This window comes from Variovorax sp. Varisp46 (assembly GCF_059491885.1).
This window is the reverse complement of the sequence record NZ_CP168515.1, coordinates 2,610,938-2,629,893: the sequence shown is the minus strand read 5'-3', so window position 1 is coordinate 2,629,893 and position 18,956 is coordinate 2,610,938. Positions and strand designations below refer to the sequence as shown.

At 66.8% G+C, this 18,956-nt stretch carries 12 protein-coding genes and 1 pseudogene; 9 read left to right on the top strand and 4 right to left on the bottom strand.

The genetic code is table 11. From position 1 onward, the window contains the following. Positions 1-35 precede the first annotated feature (35 nt). The 5 genes and pseudogenes from ACEN9N_RS12475 to ACEN9N_RS12455 all read left to right on the top strand — a co-directional run bounded on the left by ACEN9N_RS12475 (position 36) and on the right by ACEN9N_RS12455 (position 4,391). Positions 36-1,427 (top strand): acyclic terpene utilization AtuA family protein, encoded by a 1,392-nt coding sequence (locus tag ACEN9N_RS12475; RefSeq protein ID WP_495656167.1) that lies wholly within the window; start codon positions 36-38, stop codon positions 1,425-1,427. Further along, positions 1,424-1,786, top strand: a complete 363-nt coding sequence (locus tag ACEN9N_RS12470; protein ID WP_007839145.1) for an AtuA-related protein — start codon at positions 1,424-1,426, stop codon at positions 1,784-1,786. Before ACEN9N_RS12475 ends, ACEN9N_RS12470 begins: the two co-directional genes overlap by 4 nt. A 47-nt stretch (positions 1,787-1,833) precedes the next feature. Next, a complete protein-coding gene (locus tag ACEN9N_RS12465) occupies positions 1,834-2,799 on the top strand; it encodes a Bug family tripartite tricarboxylate transporter substrate binding protein (protein ID WP_413316191.1) in 966 nt (321 codons plus the stop codon). 150 nt (positions 2,800-2,949) lie between these two features. Then, positions 2,950-3,087 (top strand): annotated as a pseudogene (locus tag ACEN9N_RS12460) (chromate efflux transporter); the annotation flags it as partial. 68 nt (positions 3,088-3,155) lie between these two features. After that, positions 3,156-4,391, top strand: coding sequence for an MFS transporter (locus ACEN9N_RS12455; RefSeq protein WP_413316192.1), 1,236 nt, complete (start codon positions 3,156-3,158; stop codon positions 4,389-4,391). 15 nt (positions 4,392-4,406) lie between these two features. Here the strand turns inward: ACEN9N_RS12455 and ACEN9N_RS12450 are convergent, their stop codons facing one another. Beyond that, positions 4,407-5,183 carry an NAD(P)H-dependent oxidoreductase gene (locus tag ACEN9N_RS12450; protein WP_413316193.1) on the bottom strand — a complete coding sequence of 259 codons (777 nt, stop codon included), beginning with the start codon at positions 5,181-5,183 and terminating at the stop codon, positions 4,407-4,409. An 89-nt stretch (positions 5,184-5,272) separates the two neighbouring features. On the opposite strand from ACEN9N_RS12450, the gene ACEN9N_RS12445 reads away from it, so the two are divergent. After that, positions 5,273-6,166, top strand: a complete 894-nt coding sequence (locus tag ACEN9N_RS12445; protein WP_413316194.1) for a LysR family transcriptional regulator — start codon at positions 5,273-5,275, stop codon at positions 6,164-6,166. Between the two features lie 12 nt (positions 6,167-6,178). On the opposite strand, the gene ACEN9N_RS12440 is transcribed toward ACEN9N_RS12445, so the two are convergent. Further along, positions 6,179-8,098 carry a sensor histidine kinase gene (locus tag ACEN9N_RS12440; RefSeq protein ID WP_495656166.1) on the bottom strand — a complete coding sequence of 640 codons (1,920 nt, stop codon included), beginning with the start codon at positions 8,096-8,098 and terminating at the stop codon, positions 6,179-6,181. Between the two features lie 223 nt (positions 8,099-8,321). Next, positions 8,322-8,816 carry an Lrp/AsnC family transcriptional regulator gene (locus ACEN9N_RS12435; protein WP_007839162.1) on the bottom strand — a complete coding sequence of 165 codons (495 nt, stop codon included), beginning with the start codon at positions 8,814-8,816 and terminating at the stop codon, positions 8,322-8,324. A 65-nt stretch (positions 8,817-8,881) separates the two neighbouring features. Here ACEN9N_RS12435 and ilvB point away from each other — a divergent pair, with 65 nt between their 5' ends. Continuing rightward, entirely contained in the window at positions 8,882-10,669 is a 1,788-nt protein-coding gene (gene ilvB / locus ACEN9N_RS12430; protein WP_495656165.1) for a biosynthetic-type acetolactate synthase large subunit, read from the top strand. A gap of 45 nt (positions 10,670-10,714) precedes the next feature. Here the strand turns inward: ilvB and ACEN9N_RS12425 are convergent, their stop codons facing one another. Further along, on the bottom strand, positions 10,715-11,098 hold the full coding sequence (locus ACEN9N_RS12425; protein WP_413316196.1) for a response regulator: 384 nt from the start codon (positions 11,096-11,098) through the stop codon (positions 10,715-10,717). A gap of 179 nt (positions 11,099-11,277) precedes the next feature. Here ACEN9N_RS12425 and panD point away from each other — a divergent pair, with 179 nt between their 5' ends. Next, positions 11,278-11,679 carry an aspartate 1-decarboxylase gene (panD, locus tag ACEN9N_RS12420; RefSeq protein WP_007839165.1) on the top strand — a complete coding sequence of 134 codons (402 nt, stop codon included), beginning with the start codon at positions 11,278-11,280 and terminating at the stop codon, positions 11,677-11,679. Positions 11,680-12,191: 512 nt separating this feature from the next. Next, positions 12,192-18,911, top strand: coding sequence for a calcium-binding protein (locus ACEN9N_RS12415; RefSeq protein WP_495656164.1), 6,720 nt, complete (start codon positions 12,192-12,194; stop codon positions 18,909-18,911). Positions 18,912-18,956 lie beyond the last annotated feature (45 nt).

Here is an 18,956-nt window from a genome sequence, read left to right as displayed (position 1 = left end):
TACGGATGAGCGGCCGCTGCCTACAGTGCATGGCAATGAACTCCATCGAACCGTCCACGCTGCTGATCGGATGCGCTGCCGGCTTCTCGGGCGACCGCACCGATGCAGCCGGGCCGGTGGTCGACACGCTGATCGCACGGCTCGCCGCGGGGCCCGCCGGCAGTCGCGCCTTCCTCATCTTCGAGACGCTGGCCGAACGCACGCTGGCGTTGGCGCAGCTGCGCCGTCGCGCCAACCCCGACGCCGGCTACGAGCCGTTGCTCGACGACATGCTGCGGCCCGTGCTCGCGCGCTGCCTGGTGCATGGCATTCGCATCGTGAGCAACTTCGGTGCCGCCAATCCGCGTGCCGCCGCCCGGCACATCGCCCGCATGGCGCGCGAACTGGGCGCGGATGCGCCGCGCATCGCGGTGGTGGAGGGCGACGACCTGTCGGGACCCGAGCATCGCGCATTGCTGAATAAAGCGCTCGGCGCGCGGATGCAAGGCCTGCGCGTGGTCAGCGCCAATGCGTACATCGGCGCGGAACCCATTGCCGCGGCGCTCGACGCGGGCGCGCAGATCGTGGTGTGCGGCCGCGTGGCCGACCCTTCGCTCACCGTCGGGCCGGCCATGTCGCATTTCGGCTGGCGCGCCGACGACTGGGACCGGCTCGGGCGCGCGACCATGGCGGGCCACTTGCTCGAATGCGGCGCGCAGGTGTGCGGCGGTTACTTTGCCGATCCCGACTACAAGGACGTGCCGGGGCTGGAGGCGGTCGGCTTTCCGATCGCCGAGATCGACGCCGATGGCCGCTGCACCATCGGCAAGGCCGACGGCACCGGCGGCCTCGTGAGCGAGGCCACCGTGAAGGAGCAACTGCTCTACGAGGTGCATGACCCGGCCGCCTACCTGACGCCCGACGTGGTCGCGGACATTGCCGATGCCGACGTGCACGCGCTTCCCGGCGCCGACCGCGTGGCGCTCTCCGGCGTGCGCGGCCACGAACGGCCGGGCCGCTACAAGGTCAATGTCTGCCATGAAGGCGGCTGGTTGGCGGAGGGCGAGATCTCCTATGCGGGGGCACGCGCCGAGGCCCGCGCTCGGCTTGCTGCGGATGTGCTTCGCAAGCGGCTCGACGGACTCGCGCTGCGCGTGGACCTGATCGGCGCGCTGAGCATCCTCGGCGACGACGCCGGCCGCGCGCTGGCGGATACGCCCGATGCGGGCCTGCGCGACGTGCGCCTGCGCGTGGCGGCCACGCATACCGATCGCGCGCAGGCTGAACGGCTGGCGTGCGAGGTGATGGCGCTCTACACCTGCGGCCCGGCCGGCGGCGGCGGCGTGCGCACCGCGCTCACGCCGCGGCTCAACACGCTGTCGTGCCTGCTGCCGCGCGAAGCAGTGCCGGTGCGCTTCGAATTGCTCGACGCGGAGGCACTGGCATGAACACCCTCGACATGATCGACGTGCCGCTCTACCGCGCTGCCCACGGCCGCACCGGCGACAAGGGCGATCGCTCCAACATCAGCGTGATCGCCTGGCACCCGCAGCTGTATCCCTTGCTGGTCGAACAGATCACGCCCGAGCGCGTGGCCGCGCAGTTCCGCCATCGCGCGCCGTCGCAGGTGCAGCGCTTCGTGCTGCCGAAGCTGCACGCGATGAACTTCGTGCTCGACGCAGTGCTCGACGGCGGCGTCAACGATGCGCTGAACCTCGATGCACACGGCAAGGCGCTGTCCTTCCTGCTGCTCGACATGCCTGTGCGCGTGCCGCGCGCACTCGAGCCCTTGCTGGCCGGGCCGTAGCGGCGGCTTCTTTTTTTCTTTGAACCATTCCATCCGGAGACAAAACAATGAAACGATTTCCCCTCACCGTACTGACCACCGCATTGGCCCTGGCGCCGCTGCTGGGCCATGCGCAGGCCTTCCCCGAGAAGCCCATTACCTTCGTCGTGCCCTTCGCGGCCGGTACCGCTACCGACCAGATCGCGCGCGCCATCGGCAACCAGGTCGCGGCCGAGACCAAGCAAGCCGTCATCATCGACAACAAGGCTGGCGCCAGCGGCTTCATCGCCTCGCAGAACGTGGCCAAGGCGCCCGCCGACGGCTACACGGTGCTCATCACTACCAACACCACGCACGCTGCCAACGAGCACCTGTTCAAGAAGCTGCCCTACGACCCGGTGAAAGACTTCGTGCCCGTGGCCGCGCTCGGCAAGGGCGGCCAGATCATGGTGGTGAACCCCTCGTTCCCAGCAAAGAGCGTTGCCGAATTCATCGCGCTTGCGAAGAAGGAGCCGGGCAAGTACAGCTTCGGCAGCGGCAGTTCGTCGAGCCGCATGGCGGGCGAGCTGCTGCAGCAGATGGCCGACATCAGGCTGCTGCACGTGCCCTACAAGAGCAACACGCTCGCCGTGACCGACCTGCTGGGCGGCCAGATCCACATGATGATCACCGACACCGCTACCGGCCTGCCGCAGGTCAAGGCAGGCAAGCTGCGTGCGTTGGGCTTTTCCAGCTCGGTGCGATCGCCGCTCGCGCCCGATGTGCCCACCATTTCCGAGGCCGGCGTGAAGGGCTACGAGATGGGCTACTGGTTCGCGGCCTATGCGCCCGCGAAGACGCCGCCGGCCGTGGTCAAGCGGCTCAATGAGCTGCTGGTGAAGGCCGCGAAGAGCGACGCTGCAAAGACGGCCTTCTACGAGCCGACCGGCACCGAGGTGTACACGACCTCGCCCGAAGAGCTCGCGAAGTTCCAGGCGGCCGAGTCCCAGAAGTGGGGCCGCATCGTGAAGGCGGCCGGCATCGAGGCCGAGTAGCCCGCGCGCCGTGGCGGGCATCCGCAGTCTGGGCGCACACAGCTGGCCGGCTCTGTCTGCTACGATCTCGCCACCGGGAATACAGCCTCCCGTTCTGCAAAGTTAGACGGTGTCCCGTCCAAGCGCTGGCGACTCATAACGGAGCTATCTGTGGACACCGCCTTGCCTGACGCACAGCCCGCGCCTTCTGCGCCCATCCAGTCCATTTCATTCGCTGAAGCCTTCCGCTTCTGGCGCAAGCCCGGCTTCATCAGCTTTGGCGGACCGGCGGGGCAAATCGCGATCGTGGCCCGGCCTTCTTTCCTCTCCGGCACGCAATGAGTACGCCCCCTTCGTCTCGTTCATTGGGCGGTCTCATGCGCCTGCTGCCCGCCGGCGTCGACCCCGTCGCCATGCCTCTGCTCGCCGCACGAGGTTTGCGCGCCTTCGGCGATGGGTACATGGCCGTGCTGCTACCGGCCTACCTGCTTTCGAACGGGCTGGGTACGCTGGAGGTCGGCATCCTCAGCACGGCCACGATGCTGGGCTCCGCCTTGGCCACGCTGGCGGTTGGTGCATGGGGCTACCGCTTCGCAGGAGGGAAATTGCTGCGCATTGCCGCCGTGCTGATGGCCGCGACCGGCCTCGGCTTTGCGGGTTTGTCGGCATTCTGGCCGTTGCTGGTCGTCGCGCTCGTCGGCACCCTTAACCCCAGTTCGGGCGATGTGAGCGTCTTCCTACCTCTCGAACACGCCCGGCTGGCCGCAGCGGCGCAAGGCCATGCGCGAACCGCGCTGTTTGCCCGCTACAGCCTCCTGGGTGCGCTGTGTGCCGCGATAGGCGCATTGGCTGCGGCCGTGCCGGATTGGCTGGTTCAACACAGCCGGCTTGCGCGCCTCGACGCGCTGCGCGGAATGTTCCTAGTGTATGCCGCGATCGGGCTCATTGTTTTCTGGCTCTATCGAAACCTGTCGGCCCCTGACGCAGGCAACAACTCAAGCAGCGCACCTGTCGCCCCGGCACCCCTGGGGCCTTCACGCGGCGTGGTGATGCGATTGGCGGCACTCTTCAGCGTCGACGCCTTCGCCGGCGGATTGACGGTCAACGCGTTGATGTCGTTGTGGCTGCTGCAGCGATTCGGCTTCTCGCTGACCCAGGCCGGAGTGTTCTTCTTCTGGACTGGCTTGCTGAGTGCCGCATCGCAGCTCGCGGCTCCTGTGGTGGCACAACGAATAGGGCTGCTCAACACGATGGTCTTCACGCATCTGCCCGCCAACGTCTGCCTTGTGTTGGCTGCGCTGGCGCCCAGCTTGCCGATTGCGCTTGGTTTGCTGATGGTTCGCAGCGCGTTGTCATCGATGGACGTTCCCACCCGGACGGCCTATGTGATGGCCGTGGTGACTCCTGCAGAGCGCAGCGCCGCGGCGAGTTTCACTGCCGTTCCGCGGAGCCTGGCCGCGGCCATCAGTCCGACGCTCAGTGGCGCACTGTTTGCGGCCGGATGGATCTCCTTGCCGCTCATTGCGTGCGGGCTGCTCAAGATTTCCTACGATCTCGCCCTGTGGCGTGCCATGCGGCGGGATCGACTTGAACCAGAAATTGCGAACCAGTGAGAACCGACAACTGCCTTAGGCACTGTGCACCCCAAAGCCCGCCTCACCCGGCGCGATGTCCTCGCGCAGCGTGAGGGCGGGAATCTCGTAGTCGCCTCCGTTCTGCCGGCGGAACGGAATCGGCTCGGCCGTGAACAGCGTGTCGAGCCGCTGGCCCAGCTCTTCGGTGATGCGCGCGTAAGCGGCCTCGTCGACCTTGTGCGTGCGATGCACCACGTAAGGCGGTAGCACGTCGAAGCCGGGGTAGTAGAGGATGCCGTGCTGGATGGGGAACAGCAGGTCGTCCATGGGCCCGTTGATGCCGCGCGGCGCGTAGTGCGAGGCCCAGCCGCCGGTCGTCACCACCAGCATGGCGCGCTTGCCGGTCAGCGTGCCTTCGCCGAAGCGGTCGCCCCAGTGCGTGTCGGAGTGCTCGCCCACGCCGTAGGCGAAGCCATACGCGTAGATGCGCTCGACCCAGCCCTTGAGGATGGCCGGCATCGAGTACCACCACAGCGGAAACTGCAGAATCACCGCGTCGGCCCAGAGCAGCTTTTCCTGCTCGGCGGCGATGTCGGCGGTTTGCGTGCCGGCCTCGAAGGCCTGCAGCGATTCGAGGGAGGGGTCGAAGCGCGCGGCGGCATCGCGCGCGGGGAAGTCGTCGGCGTCGAGCGCGGGCTTCCAGCGCATGGCGTACAGGTCCGACACGCGCACGGAGTGGCCGGCGGCCGCGAGGCGTTCGGTCATGAAGCGATGGAGCGCACCGTTGAGCGAGGCGGCTTCGGGATGGGCAAGGACCAGCAGGATGTTCACGGTTTCACAAGGGTTGGAATGAAGATGTCCGCAGGTTAGGCGCCGTGGCGATATATTGGAAATGAATAGTCTGAATTCCAGCAATTGCCATGAACAATTTCAGCCGCCTCGATCTCAACCTGCTGGTCACGCTCGACACGCTCCTGGCCGAGCGCAACGTCACGCGCGCGGCCGAGCGCCTGAACCTTTCGCAGCCCTCGGTGAGCGTGCAGCTCGCCAAGCTTCGGGAAGTGTTCGGCGATCCGCTGCTGGTGCCCGCGCAGCGCGGCATGCGGCCCACCGCTCGCGCGGACGAGCTGCGCGAGCCGCTGCGCGAAGCGCTGGAGTCGCTGGGCCGCGCGGTCGCACCCACGGGGCCTTTCGATCCGGCCGAGGCGACCATCACCTGGCGCGTGGCCGCTGCCGACTACGCCGAGTCGGCGATCCTCCTGCCGGCGCTGGCCCGCTTGCGCGCCGAAGCGCCGAACACCCGGCTGGCCGTGGTGGAGGCGGTGCCGTCGCGCATGGCACGGCAGCTGGAGCAGGGGGAGATCGACCTGTTCTTTCACACCAGCGTTGGCGCGCCACCGGGGCTGCACCGGCGCGTGCTGTTCCATGAGCGCTATGTGCTGGCCGGGCGGGCAGGGCATCCGCGCCTGAAGCGGCGGCCGACGCTGGCGCAGTTCTGCGCGCTGGAGCACGTGGTGGTCTCGCTCGGCGGCGGCGGCTTCGCCGGGCCGACGGACGAGGCGCTCGCAGGGAAGAGCCTCGCGCGGCGCGTGGTGCTGTCGGTGCCGCACTTCCTTTTCATGATGTCGGTGCTGGCCTCCACCGACATGGTGGCGATGCTGCCCGAGCGGCTGGCGCGCGGCGCGCCCGGGCTGCGGGTGGTGGAAGCGCCGCTCGAGGTGGCCGGCTACGAGATGGCCATGCTCTGGCATGAGCGCCGGCACCGCGACCCTGCGCATAAGTGGCTGCGCGAGCAGATCGCGGCGAGCCTCTGAAGCCCGGCGGGCCTAGAAGGCATCGATGGCCTTCTCGGCGTCGACCTTGCGGTGCAGGGGCAGCCACAGCATGAAGCGGGTGCCGGTGCTGCCGGATTCCCAGCTCACGGTGGCGCCGATGGCAAGTGCGCGCCGCTGCTGGTTGCGCAGCCCGCGGCCGCCGCGGCGCAGGGCCTCATCCACGTCGAAGCCCGCGCCGTTGTCTTCGATCGCCACGCACACGGCCTGGTCGAGCGTCGCGGTGCTCACGCAGATGGTGGTGGCCCGTGTGTGGCGCAGCACGTTGGCCACGCATTCCTGCACGATGCGCAGGATGTGCAGCGCGCTTTTCGGTTCCAGCCAGGACAGCACGGGCACGGGCTGCACCTCCCAGCGCAGCGCGACACCCGCGCTCTCGATGCGCGGCGCCAGGCGAAAGCGCAGGGTTGCCAGCAGCAGCAGCAAGTCGGCGTCCACGTTCTCCATGGAGTCGATCACCAGCTTCAGGTCGTCCATGCAGCCCTTGAGCACGTCGGAAACCTCGGCGTCGCTCATGGTGCCCCGCTCCACCGAGCGGATGGCGCTGATCAGCGACGAACCGAGTCCGTCGTGCATGTCCTGCATCAGGCGCCGGCGCTCGGCGCTGAGCATGTGCTGGGTTTCGATGGCGCGCAGCCGCCGGTAGCTTTGCCCCAGCTCGGCTTCGCGGGCCTGCAGGCGCTGGGCCAGGCCCTTGTTCAACCGGCCCACTTCGGCGAACGCGTCGGTGTAGCGCTGGAACAGGATGTACGAAAAGACGAAGAACAGGCCGATGATGGCGTAGGGAGAGGTGTACACGCTCTCCGGGCTGACCAGGTTGTTCTGCAGGAACCCGTCGTAGGAGGTGAAGGCGACGGCGAAGACGGTCCAGCCCGCCACCAGCCGTCCCTCGGGCAGTTGCGCGCGCAACGCCTTGCGCAAATTCACCGCAAAGATCAGCACCGCGACGGGCAGCACCATCAGGTTGAGCAGGGGCGTGAAGAGGTAGAGGCTGACCACCCACGTCGAGGCGTGAGGCAGCGTTGCGACATTGCAGGCCAGTGTCAAGGCCAGCGCCGAGCGGGTCAGCCAGGCCGAAGGCTGCCGATGCAGGCGCTGCAGGAACAGGTGGATCAGGACGATCAGCCAGAGCAGGCTGGCCACGGTTATCCATTCGAACCATTCGTCCGAAATCGGGGTGTAGCTGCCGCCCACGTAGTAGTGAAGCGTTCGCAGGAAGGCGAGCGCGGAGATGGCGAAGAACAGCAGGTAGAGCGATTCGCGCCTCTTGCCCAGCCACACGGCGAACGCGAATGCGCCGACCGCCAGGAAGGCGGCGCTGCCCATGAACGGCAACTGCACCTGCAGCAGTTGGCGCACCTGGTAGCGCCAGCTGAGTGAATCCTCGTCGCCCACCCACACGGTCGAGAATCCGCTCCCGCTGTTGCGCAGGCGGTCGACGCGGATCAGCACGGACGTGGGCGAAGGCGTGTTGGCGGTCGCGTTCAGCGGCAGCAGGAGCGGATGGTTGTAGTCGTTGTGGACGGGGCTGCCATGCGACTGATAGAGCAAAAGGCCGTCGCCGTACACCGCAATGTGGCCCAGGGTCTTCCAGCGCGGGAGATAAAGAAGGCGCGGCTGCGCCGATGGCGCCAGCCCGGCCAGGTCGATGCGGTACCAGTCGGTGACGGTCCGCGCGCCGCTGGAAGACGTCGGCACCAGTTCGCGCGGGGCCGTATGCGGAAGGCTGATTGTCTTCCAGCCGTCGGCCGGCAGCGCGGCGTCTTCCGCACGCTTCGGAGGGGCGGAATAACCCGTGCCGGAAACGGACAGCAGCTCGGCCTTCGTGATGTGGACGACGCCATCGCGCTGCGGCACGGCATCGGCCTCCGATGGTTCGCTGGCATGCGCACAAGGCAGTACGGCGAGCGGCAATGCCAGCCACAGCTTGGCGATCCATCGGCTGACTCTCCAACAGCCTTTGCTGGCTGGCCTCATAGATCTAGATCGCTTCTGCCATGGAACTCATTTTTGTGGATGCGCCTGACGAGCGTAGGCACTGTGATGCGGTTCGGCTCCCGCTCCCGCCGGCCGACCGCGAGCCGATTATGTCCTTGGCTCAACTTCCCCGCCAACGCGGGCATCGGCGCGTTCACCCCTAGATCACGGGCACGCTGGTTTCCTTCAGCACCCGCAGGACGAAGTGCGACTTGCTGTGCCGGATGCCGGGGATCTTGTAGAGCTTTTCGCGCAGCAGCCGCTCGTAGTCGCGCGTGTCGCGCACGGCGATGCGGATGTAGTAGTCGTAGTCGCCCGAGACGAGGTAGGCCTCCTGGATCTCCGGAATGGTCGCCAGCGTGCGGCCGAAGTCATACAGGGTCTCGTCGGTGTGGCTTTCGAGCGTGACCTGCACGATCACCGAGTCGTGGTAGCCGAGCTTGGCCGGATCGACGTCGACCGTGTAGCGCTTGATGACGCCCGAGGCCTCGAGCTTCTTGATGCGCGTCCAGCAGCTGGTGGGCGACAGGCCGACCTCGTTGCCGATCTCCTGCAGGGTCTTGCGCGAGTCGAGCAGCAGAACGCGCAGGATGGCAAGGTCGGTCTTGTCGAAAGATCCTTCGTTGTCATTGGTGTTTTGCCGACTGGTTTTCATGAATGGAGCCAAAAAGGCCAAAAGAAAGAAGCATATTTTGCGCTCAAACCGGAAGAATCGACGGCATGCGACTTCTCGACCTACCCCTCACGTCTTCCCTGTCTCTCCACCCGGAAGCGCCAGCCCGTATCCGCAACGGCGCCGAAGCCCTGCTCGACACGCTGGTCGAGTGCGGCGTGGACACCATCTTCGGCTACCCCGGCGGCGCGGCGCTGCCGCTGTACGACGCGCTGCACGGCGAGCCGAGGCTGCACCACGTGCTGGTGCGCCACGAGCAGGCGGCCGTGCATGCGGCCGAGGGCTATGCGCGCAGCACCGGCCGCGTGGGCGTGGTGCTGGTCACCTCGGGGCCGGGCGTGGGTAACACCATCACCGGGCTGCTCGATGCGATGAGCGATTCGGTGCCGGTGCTTTGCATCAGCGGGCAGGTGGCCACCGCCGTCATCGGCACGCAGGCATTCCAGGAGAGCGATGCGCTCGGCATGTCGCGCCCGGTGACCAAGTGGAACCGGCAGGTGCGCTCGGCCGACGACGTGCCCTCGCTGGTGCGGCGCGCGCTGGAAATCGCCAACACCGGCCGCCCGGGACCGGTGCTGCTCGACGTGCCGAAGGACATCCAGCTCGACCGGCTGGGCAGGGCGCCCGAGCCTTCGCCGCTGCGCGCGCTGCGCACGAGCCGCACGGCGCTGCCGCCGAAGGCCATGATGCAGCGCGCGGCCGACCTGCTTTCGACCGCGCGCCGGCCTGTCGTCTATGGCGGCGGCGGGCTGGTCAATTCGGGGCCAGCCGCCTGCGAGGCTTTCGCGCGGCTCGTGAACCTGCTGCACGCGCCGTGCACGCTCACGCTGATGGGGCTGGGCGCGTTCCCCGCATCGGACCCGAAGTTCATCGGCATGCTGGGCATGCACGGCATGCTCGAAGCCAACCTGGCGATGCACGAGGCCGACCTCGTGGTGTGCGTCGGCGCGCGCTTCGACGACCGCGTGACCGGCAAGCTCGACGAGTTCTGTCCGCACGCGCGCAAGATCCACATCGACATCGACCCCGGCAGCATCAACAAGGTGGTGCGCGTGGACGTGCCGATGGTGGGGGACTGCGCGGCGATCCTCGAAAACCTGCTGGCGCTGCTGCCGGCCGAGGGCTTTGCACCAGAGCGTCTGGCGCCGTGGTGGGCGCGCATCGAGCGCTGGCGCGCCGTCGACTGCCTGGCCTTCGAGCCGCGCGAGGATTCGATCCTGCCGCAGCAGCTGATGTCGTCGCTGCAGCGGGCCATCGGCGCGGGCGGGCGCGACACCATCGTGTCGACCGACGTGGGGCAGCACCAGATGTGGGCCGCGCAGTACCTGCGCTTCGACAGCCCGCGCCACTGGCTCACCTCCGGTGGCGCCGGGACCATGGGCTACGGGCTGCCCGCGGCCATCGGCGCCCAGATCGGCCACCCCGAGGCGCTGACCGTGTGCGTGAGCGGCGATGCCTCGGTGCTCATGAACATCCAGGAGCTGTCGACGGCGGTGCAGCACCGCGCGCCGGTGAAGCTGGTGCTGTGCAACAACGGCTACATGGGCATGGTGCGGCAATGGCAGGAGCTGAACCACGGCAATCGCCTGAGCCACAGCTGGAACGAGGCGCTGCCCGATTTCGTGGCGCTGGCAAAGGCCTTCGGCTGGGGCGCACGGCGGGTGTCGGACCCGGCCGAACTGGAAGGCGCGCTGGCTGAATGCCTGGCGAGCGAAGGGCCGTTCTTCCTGGACGTGCAAGTGGCGGCGCAGGAGAACTGCTTTCCGATGATGCCGTCGGGGCATGGGCACCACCGGGTGATGCTGGCGAAGGATCGCTGGTACGAGGAGGCGTGAAGACTCTGTTCCCTCTCCCAGAGAGGAGAGGGGGTAGAAGCGGACTCAGCGGCGCGGCGAGATGTTCAGCGTCCTGCAGAACTCGTAGAAAGCTTCGAGTTCGTGCGACTTGTCGAACACCGCATCGACACCCGCGGACAGCGCGCCTTCGCGCACCTCGGAAGTTGCGTAGTTCATGAGGACGACCGTGCGCTGCGCCGGCGACTTGTGCGCCTGCAGGTATTGAGCCACGGCGAGCCCATTGCCCTCGGCCAGGAAGATGTCGATGACGGCCGCGTCCCAGCCTTCGGGATTGTCCTGAAACCAGTCGATGGCGCCGCGCGAAGTGGCGGCGGTCCCGATCACGTTGCATTCGGAAAATTCCTGCAGTCCGTCGGCCAGTGTGGCGGCGATCAGGGGGTTGTCTTCTATCAGGTAGATGCGGGTCATCGTGCGGGGCCGGAGCTTCTTGTAACGTAACGCTCGGCTTGTCTCGGGCCGAGGCTGGTCATTGTCCGGACTGAAGCCGGAGGGCGAGTCGGACAACGCCGCCACCTGTCGTAGACCGCTGCAGGCTTGCGCTTAGACTGCGCCGGCCCGAACCCCCTTGCACGGAAATTTCATCGACCATGTTCAGAACATTGCTCAAGTCCAAGATCCACCGCGCCACCGTCACCGATTGCGAACTGCACTACGAAGGCTCCTGCGCCATCGACCAGGACCTGCTCGACGCAGCCAACCTGGCCGAGAACGAGCAGGTGCACATCTGGAACATCAACAACGGCGAACGCTTCGTGACCTACGCCATTCGCGGCGAGCGCGGCAGCGGCATCATCTCGGTCAACGGCTCGGCCGCGCGCCGGGCCGCCGTCGGCGACCTGCTCATCATTGCGGCCTTCGGCCTTGTGCCCGAAGAGCGCGTGGCCGGGTACCTGCCGAAGCTGGTTTTCGTGGACGGCGCCAACCGCATCAAGGAAGAGCGCGCGCACATTCCGGTGCAGGCCGCTTCCGGCGAGCCCGTGCCGGCCTGAGCGCCTGAGGCTGCCGCAGCCTTTCACGCCTCCTTTCACATTCTCCAGCCGCAGCGCCCTCGTGCAGGCGCTGCCCTGGCATCACGCCGGCTGGCTCGTCAACGTCGCGTTCGAATTCGATGCCGCGCACGGTGCCGCGCGGGTGCCGGCCGAACTCGGTGCGGCCATCAGCAAGGGCTGCGTTCACTTCGCCGACTGGCAGGCCTGCGGCGACGACGGCCACGGTCACGCCCCGCAACTACATGGCTGCGCGGCAGCGTGTGAAAAAAGACTGGGTGAGAAGCCAGGGCGCTTGCCCGCCCGGCGTCAACGCGACCACACGCCCACGCGTACGGATGCTCGGCAGGACAAAAGTACCAGGCTTTTCAAAGTCGTCCCGGTACTTATCGCTCATGAGGGAAAGGACATTCCTTCCATGTGCTCGCGCCGCTGGCGCCATCTAATTTGCAAACAAGCAAACGCAGCGTCGAGACAGGTACGCGCCGGCCTTTCGGCGCTCACAAAGGAAGCACATGACCGCGATCACCGGCTCCAACGGCAACGACCTTCTCACCGGCACGGCCGGCAACGACACCATCAACAGCGGCAACGGGGACGACACGGTCAACGGCGGAGCCGGGAGCGATTCGTTGAATGGTGGCGCGGGAGACGACACGCTCGACGGTGGCAGCGGCAGCGACCAGCTCAATGGAGGATCGGGGAACGACACCCTGATCTACAACGTCAGCGAGAACGCCGCGGCCGGCACCAAAGACGTGTACACGGGCGGGGCGGGTGTCGACACGCTCCTGCTCCAGTTCACGCGGGCGCAGTGGCTGGACTCTGCCACCCAGACGCAGATCGCCGCCTACCTGGCCCATCTTGCGGCAGTGACCAATGCCAGGACCGGCGAGGTTTCCAATGGTTCGGCCAGCGATTTCGTTTTCAGCTTCGGGTCGTCCACGCTGACCGTCCAGATGACCGAAGTCCTGAGAATCCTTGTGGACGGGATCGAGCTGAATCCGGCCAACGAAGCGGTAAGGGCGCTCGGCGATGCGGCCGTGACGACCGAAGACGGCCCGGGCGTGCAGATCCATGTGCTGCAGAACGATCTGGTCCCTGACCTGGTCAGGAGCTTGACGCTGGCCTCGGCGCCGGCCCATGGAACGGCCACGCTCGTTCAGCCGGCGATGGGCGATCCATCGACCTGGTATTTCCAGTACCAGCCCCATGCGGCCGCTTTCCAGTACCTGGCAGCGGGCGAGACCGCAACCGACACCTTCAGCTACCAGGTGACAGACGCCGATGGTGGGACGGGATTGGCCACGGCGACCATCACCATCACCGGCACCAACGATGGCCCGGTGATCACAGCCCAGGACCTGGTGGGTGCGGTGAGCGAGCAGATCGCGCCGTCGGGCACGCTGAGCGACAGCGGTGTCATCAGCTTCAACGACCTGGACCTGAGCGACGTGCACCTGGTGAGCGCCGCCGGCACGCCGGTCGGTAGCGTGCTCGGGAGCCTGACGGCGGTCAGGAACGCCGACACCACGGGGACCGGCACGGGCGGTCAGCTCACCTGGACCTACACCGTGGACGCCACGGCCGTCGAGTACCTGGCCGCGGGCCAGACCCGGGTCGAGAGCTTCACCATCACAGTGAACGACCAGCACGGCGGCATCGTCACCCGGCAGATCGACGTGACCATCACCGGCACCAACGACGCGCCGACGATCGGCACGGCCGATGCCGCTGCGGCGGTGACCGAGGATGCGGCGACGCCGACCCTGAGCGACAGCGGCACGATCACCTTCGACGACGTGGACCTGAGCGATGCGCACAGCGTCAGCGTGGCGGCCGGTTCAGGCAACACGCTGGGCGGGGTGTTGACGGCTGGCGTCAGCGATGCGGCCACTGGTGCGGGCGACGGCACGGTGAGCTGGAACTACAGTGTCGCCAACGCGGCCACGCAGTATCTGGCCCAAGGCCAGACGGTGACGGAAACCTTCACCGTCACCATCAACGATGGCCACGGCGGCACGGTCAATCAGCAGATCACCGTGACGGTGACCGGGACCAATGACGTGCCGGTGATTGGTGGTGTGGCCAGCGGCGCGGTGACCGAGGATGCCTCGACGCCGAACCTGAGCACCAGCGGCGCGCTGACGATTGCCGATGTCGACCAGGGGCAGTCCAGCTTCGCAGCCCAGGCTGGCACGGCCGGCAGCCATGGTTACGGCAGTTTCACGCTAGCGGCGAATGGCAGCTGGACCTACACGGCCAACAATGGCCAGGCGGCAATCCAACAGCTTGGCGCAGGTCAGTCGATCAGCGAGAGCTTTACTGCAGTCTCGTCCGACGGGACCGCCAGTCAGGTGGTGACGGTGACGATCACCGGGACCAATGACGTGCCGGTGATCGGCGGCGTTGCCAGCGGCGCGGTGACCGAGGATGCCTCGACGCCGAACCTGAGCACCAGCGGTGCGCTGACGATCGCCGATGTCGACCAGGGGCAGTCCAGCTTCGCAGCCCAGGCTGGCACGGCCGGCAGCCATGGTTACGGCAGTTTCACGCTGGCGGCGAATGGCAGCTGGACCTACACGGCCAACAATGGCCAGACGGCGATCCAGCAGTTGGGTGCAGGAGAGTCGATCAGCGACAGCTTTATTGCAGTCTCGTCCGACGGAACGGCGAGCCAGATCGTGACGGTGACGATCACTGGCACTAATGACGTGCCGGTGATTGGCGGCGTTGCCACCGGCGCGGTGACCGAGGATGCCTCGATGCCGAATCTGAGCACCGGTGGTGCGCTGACGATTGCCGATGTGGATGCGGGCCAGTCCTGCTTCGCAGCCCAGGCTGGCACCGCCGGCAGCAACGGCTACGGCAGTTTCTCGCTCGCGGCCGATGGCAGTTGGAGCTACATGGCCGACAACGGCCAGGCAGCGATCCAGCAACTGGGCGCCGGTCAATCGATCAGCGACAGCTTTACTGCAGTCTCGTCTGACGGAACGGCCAGTCAAGTGGTGACGGTGACGATCACTGGCACCAACGACGTGCCGGTGATTGGTGGAGTGGCCAGCGGCGCGGTGACCGAGGATGCCTCGACGCCGAACCTGAGCACGAGCGGTGCGCTGACGATTGCCGATGTAGACCAGGGTCAGTCGAACTTCACGCCCCAGGCTGGCACCGCCGGTAGCAACGGCTACGGCAGTTTCTCGCTGGCGGCCGACGGCACTTGGACCTATGCGGCCGACAACAACCAAAGCGTGATTCAGCAGTTGGGTGCAGGGGAGTTGATCAGCGAGAGCTTTACCGCAGTTTCCTCCGACGGTACGGCGAGCCAACTCGTGACGGTGACCATCACCGGGACCAACGATGTGCCGGTGATCGGTGGCGTCACCAGCGGCGCGGTCAGCGAGGACGGATCGGCTCCGAATCTGAGCACCAGCGGTGCGCTGACGATTGCCGATGTAGACCAGGGTCAGTCGAACTTCACGCCTCAGGCCGGCACCAGCGGCAGCAACGGCTATGGCAGCTTCACGCTCGCGGCGAATGGCAGCTGGACCTACACGGCCGACAACAGCCAGTCGGCGATCCAGCAACTGGGCGCTGGCGAGTCGATCAGTGACAGCTTCACTGCAGTGTCGTCCGATGGGACGGCCAGCCAGGTGGTGACGGTGACGATCACCGGCACCAATGACGTGCCGGTGATTGGTGGCGTCGCCAGTGGGGCGGTGACCGAGGACGCCTCGATGCCGAACCTGAGCACCGGTGGTGCGCTGACGATTGCTGATGTAGACCAAGGTCAGTCGAACTTCGCGTCACAGGCCGGCACGGCCGGCAGCAATGGCTACGGCAGCTTCTCGCTAGCGGCCGACGGCACTTGGACCTATGCAGCCGACAACAGCCAAGGCGCGATCCAGCAACTGGGCGTCGGTCAATCGATCAGCGACAGCTTCACCGCCGTGTCGTCCGACGGAACGGCCAGTCAGGTGGTGACGGTGACGATCACCGGGACCAATGACGTGCCGGTGATCGGTGGAGTGGCCAGCGGCGCGGTGACCGAGGATGCCTCGACGCCGAACCTGAGTACCAGCGGCGCGCTGACGATTGCCGATGTGGATGCAGGCCAGTCGAACTTCGCCCCTCAAGCGAGTACGGCCGGCAGCCATGGCTACGGCAGTTTCACGCTGGCGGCGAATGGCAATTGGACTTACGCGGCCAACAATGGTCAGACGGCGATCCAACAACTGGCCGCAGGTCAAACGATCAGCGACAGCTTCACCGCGGTGTCGTCGGATGGCACCGCCAGCCAAGTGGTGACGGTAACGATCACCGGCAGCAACGACGTGCCGGTGATTGGTGGCGTTGCCAGCGGCGCGGTGACCGAGGATGCTTCGACGCCGAACCTGAGCACCAGCGGTGCACTGACGATTGCCGATGTCGATCAAGGCCAGTCCAGCTTCGCAGCCCAGGCTGGCACCGCCGGAAGCAGCGGCTACGGCAACTTCACGCTTGCGGCCAATGGCAGCTGGACCTACACGGCCAACAATGGCCAAGCGGCGATCCAACAGCTTGGCGCAGGTCAGTCGATCAGCGACAGCTTTACTGCAGTCTCGTCCGACGGGACCGCCAGCCAGGTGGTGACGGTAACGATCACCGGCACCAACGACGTGCCGGTGATTGGCGGTGTGGCCAGCGCTACGGTGCAAGAAGACGTTGCGGTGTCCGGTGGCAGTCTCGCGGCCAGCGGCGCGCTGACGATTGCCGACGTGGATGCGGGCCAGTCGAACTTCGCGCCTCAAGCGAGCACTGCCGGCAGCAATGGCTACGGCAGCTTCGCATTGGCAGCTGACGGCAACTGGACCTACACGGCCAACAATGGCCAGACGGCGATCCAGCAGTTGGCGGCAGGTCAATCGATCAGCGACAGCTTTACTGCAGTCTCGTCCGACGGGACCGCCAGCCAGGTGGTGACGGTAACGATCACTGGCACCAACGACGTGCCGGTGATCGGCGGCGTGGCCAGCGGCGCGGTGACCGAGGATGCCTCGACGCCGAACCTGAGCACCGGTGGTGCGCTGACGATTGCCGATGTCGACCAGGGCCAGTCGAACTTCGCGCCCCAAGCGAGCACTACCGGCAGCAATGGCTACGGCAGCTTCGCATTGGCAGCCGACGGCAACTGGACCTACACGGCCAACAATGGCCAGGCGGCGATCCAGCAGCTGGCTGCAGGTCAATCGATCAGCGACAGCTTCACTGCAGTCTCGTCCGACGGGACCGCCAGCCGGGTTGTGACCGTGACCATCGCCGGAACCAACGATGCACCCGTCCTGAGTGCTGCCGCGACACCCGCCCTGGCGTCGGTCAGCGAGGATGCCGGCGCACCGGTCGGGGCCGTCGGGACGCTCGTATCGAGCCTGGTGAATCTGAATCCGCCGGCCGGCGGCCTCGACAACGTGACCGATGCGGACAACGGCGCCATCACCGGCATCGCGTTGTCGGGGGTGAATGCCTCCAACGGAAGCTGGTGGTATTCCACCAATGGCGGCGCCAGCTGGGCAGCGGTGGGTGCGGTGTCGGACGCGTCCGCGCTGCTGTTGGCCGCGGACGCGAACACGCGTGTCTACTTCCAGGCGAATTCGAACTTCAATGGGACAGTCGGCAATGGCATCACCTTCCACGCCTGGGACCAGACGAGCGGCACGGCGGGCACCACGGCCAGCACCGTGACGAATGGAGGCAGCTCCGCGTTCTCGAGCGCCACCGACACGGCGAGCATCACCGTCAACGCGGTGAACGACGACCCGGTCGCCGCGACCGACAGGGTCATCGTGTCCAGCAGCACGCTGGTCACGCTGTCGGCGAGTTCGCTGCTCGGCAACGACACCGACATCGACGGTCTTGCGTTGACGATCACAGGCGTCAGCGGCGCGGTCGGGATTTCGGGCCTGACCCTGGACGCCACCAACGGCACGATCAGCTTCACCAGCGGCAGCACGGCGGGCGCCGCGGCCGGCAGTTTCCAGTACACCGTGTCGGACGGGGCCGGCGGCACCGCCACGGCAACGGCGACGATCGACGTCATGGCCGTGTCCAACGGCAACGCAGCCGACACGATCGATCTCAGCGCGGCCGGCACCTACCAGGCCTCCTTCATCGATGGCCGCGGCGGCGCCGACAACCTGACCGGCGGTGCGGGCGGTGACGTCTTCATCGGAGGCAGCGGCAACGGAGCCGACACGCTGCTCGGCTCTTCCGGCAACGACCTCCTGATCGGCGGCGACGGCAACGACACCTTGTCGGGCGGTGCCGGCAACGATGTGCTGCGAGGCGGCCTGGGCAGCAACGACTCGATGGATGGCGGTGCCGGCCCCGAGGACCTGCTCGACTTCTCGGATGGGACCGTGGCGGTCAATTTCACGCTGGTCCAGAGTGCCGCATCGACCACTATCGTCAACGGCACCGGCGGACTCGGCAACAACGACACCTACCAGAACATCGAAGGCGTGATCGGAACGGGCCTGGCCGACACCCTCACCGGCAGCGCCTCGAACGACATCATCCGCGGTGGCGCCGGCAACGACACGCTCGATGGGGCAGGGGGCACCGGTGACCTGCTCGACTTCTCGGACGGCACCGCCGGGCTCACGTTCACGCTGACGCAAAGCAGCAGCACCACAAGCTTCAATGCCAGCGCCGCCGGGCTCGGCACCGACAGCTACAGGAACTTCGAGGGCGTCATCGGCACGGCCTTTGCCGACACGATCACCGGTTCGGCGTCGGATGACCAATTGCGCGGCGGCGGCGGCAATGACGTGATCAACGGCCTTGCGGGCGACGACCGCATCGTCGGTGGGGCCGGCGCCGACATACTCACAGGCGGCGCGGACAACGACACCTTCGTTTTCGACTCTGCACCCAATGCTGTGGATTCGATCACCGACTTCGATGCGTCGGGATCGGCGGCGAGCGGCGACCTGATCGAGCTGTCGCGCGGCACGTTCACGGCCCTCACGACTGCGAGCGGAAGCACGCTGTCGGCGGCCGAGTTCGCGTCCTTGAACGGCGGTGGCGCGGGAGACGTGGTGGGGGCGGGCGTGCACGTGATCTACGACAGCGCGACGGGCAACCTGTATTACGACGCCGACGGCCTGGGCGCCGCCAACCGCACGCTGGTGGCGACGTTGACGCTGAGCAATCCGGCCGACACCTTCGACAGCAACGACATCAAGGTCGGGCTGTGAGAAATCGCCCGCCGCCCGCGGGTGCGGGTGGCGGCACAAGAGAGA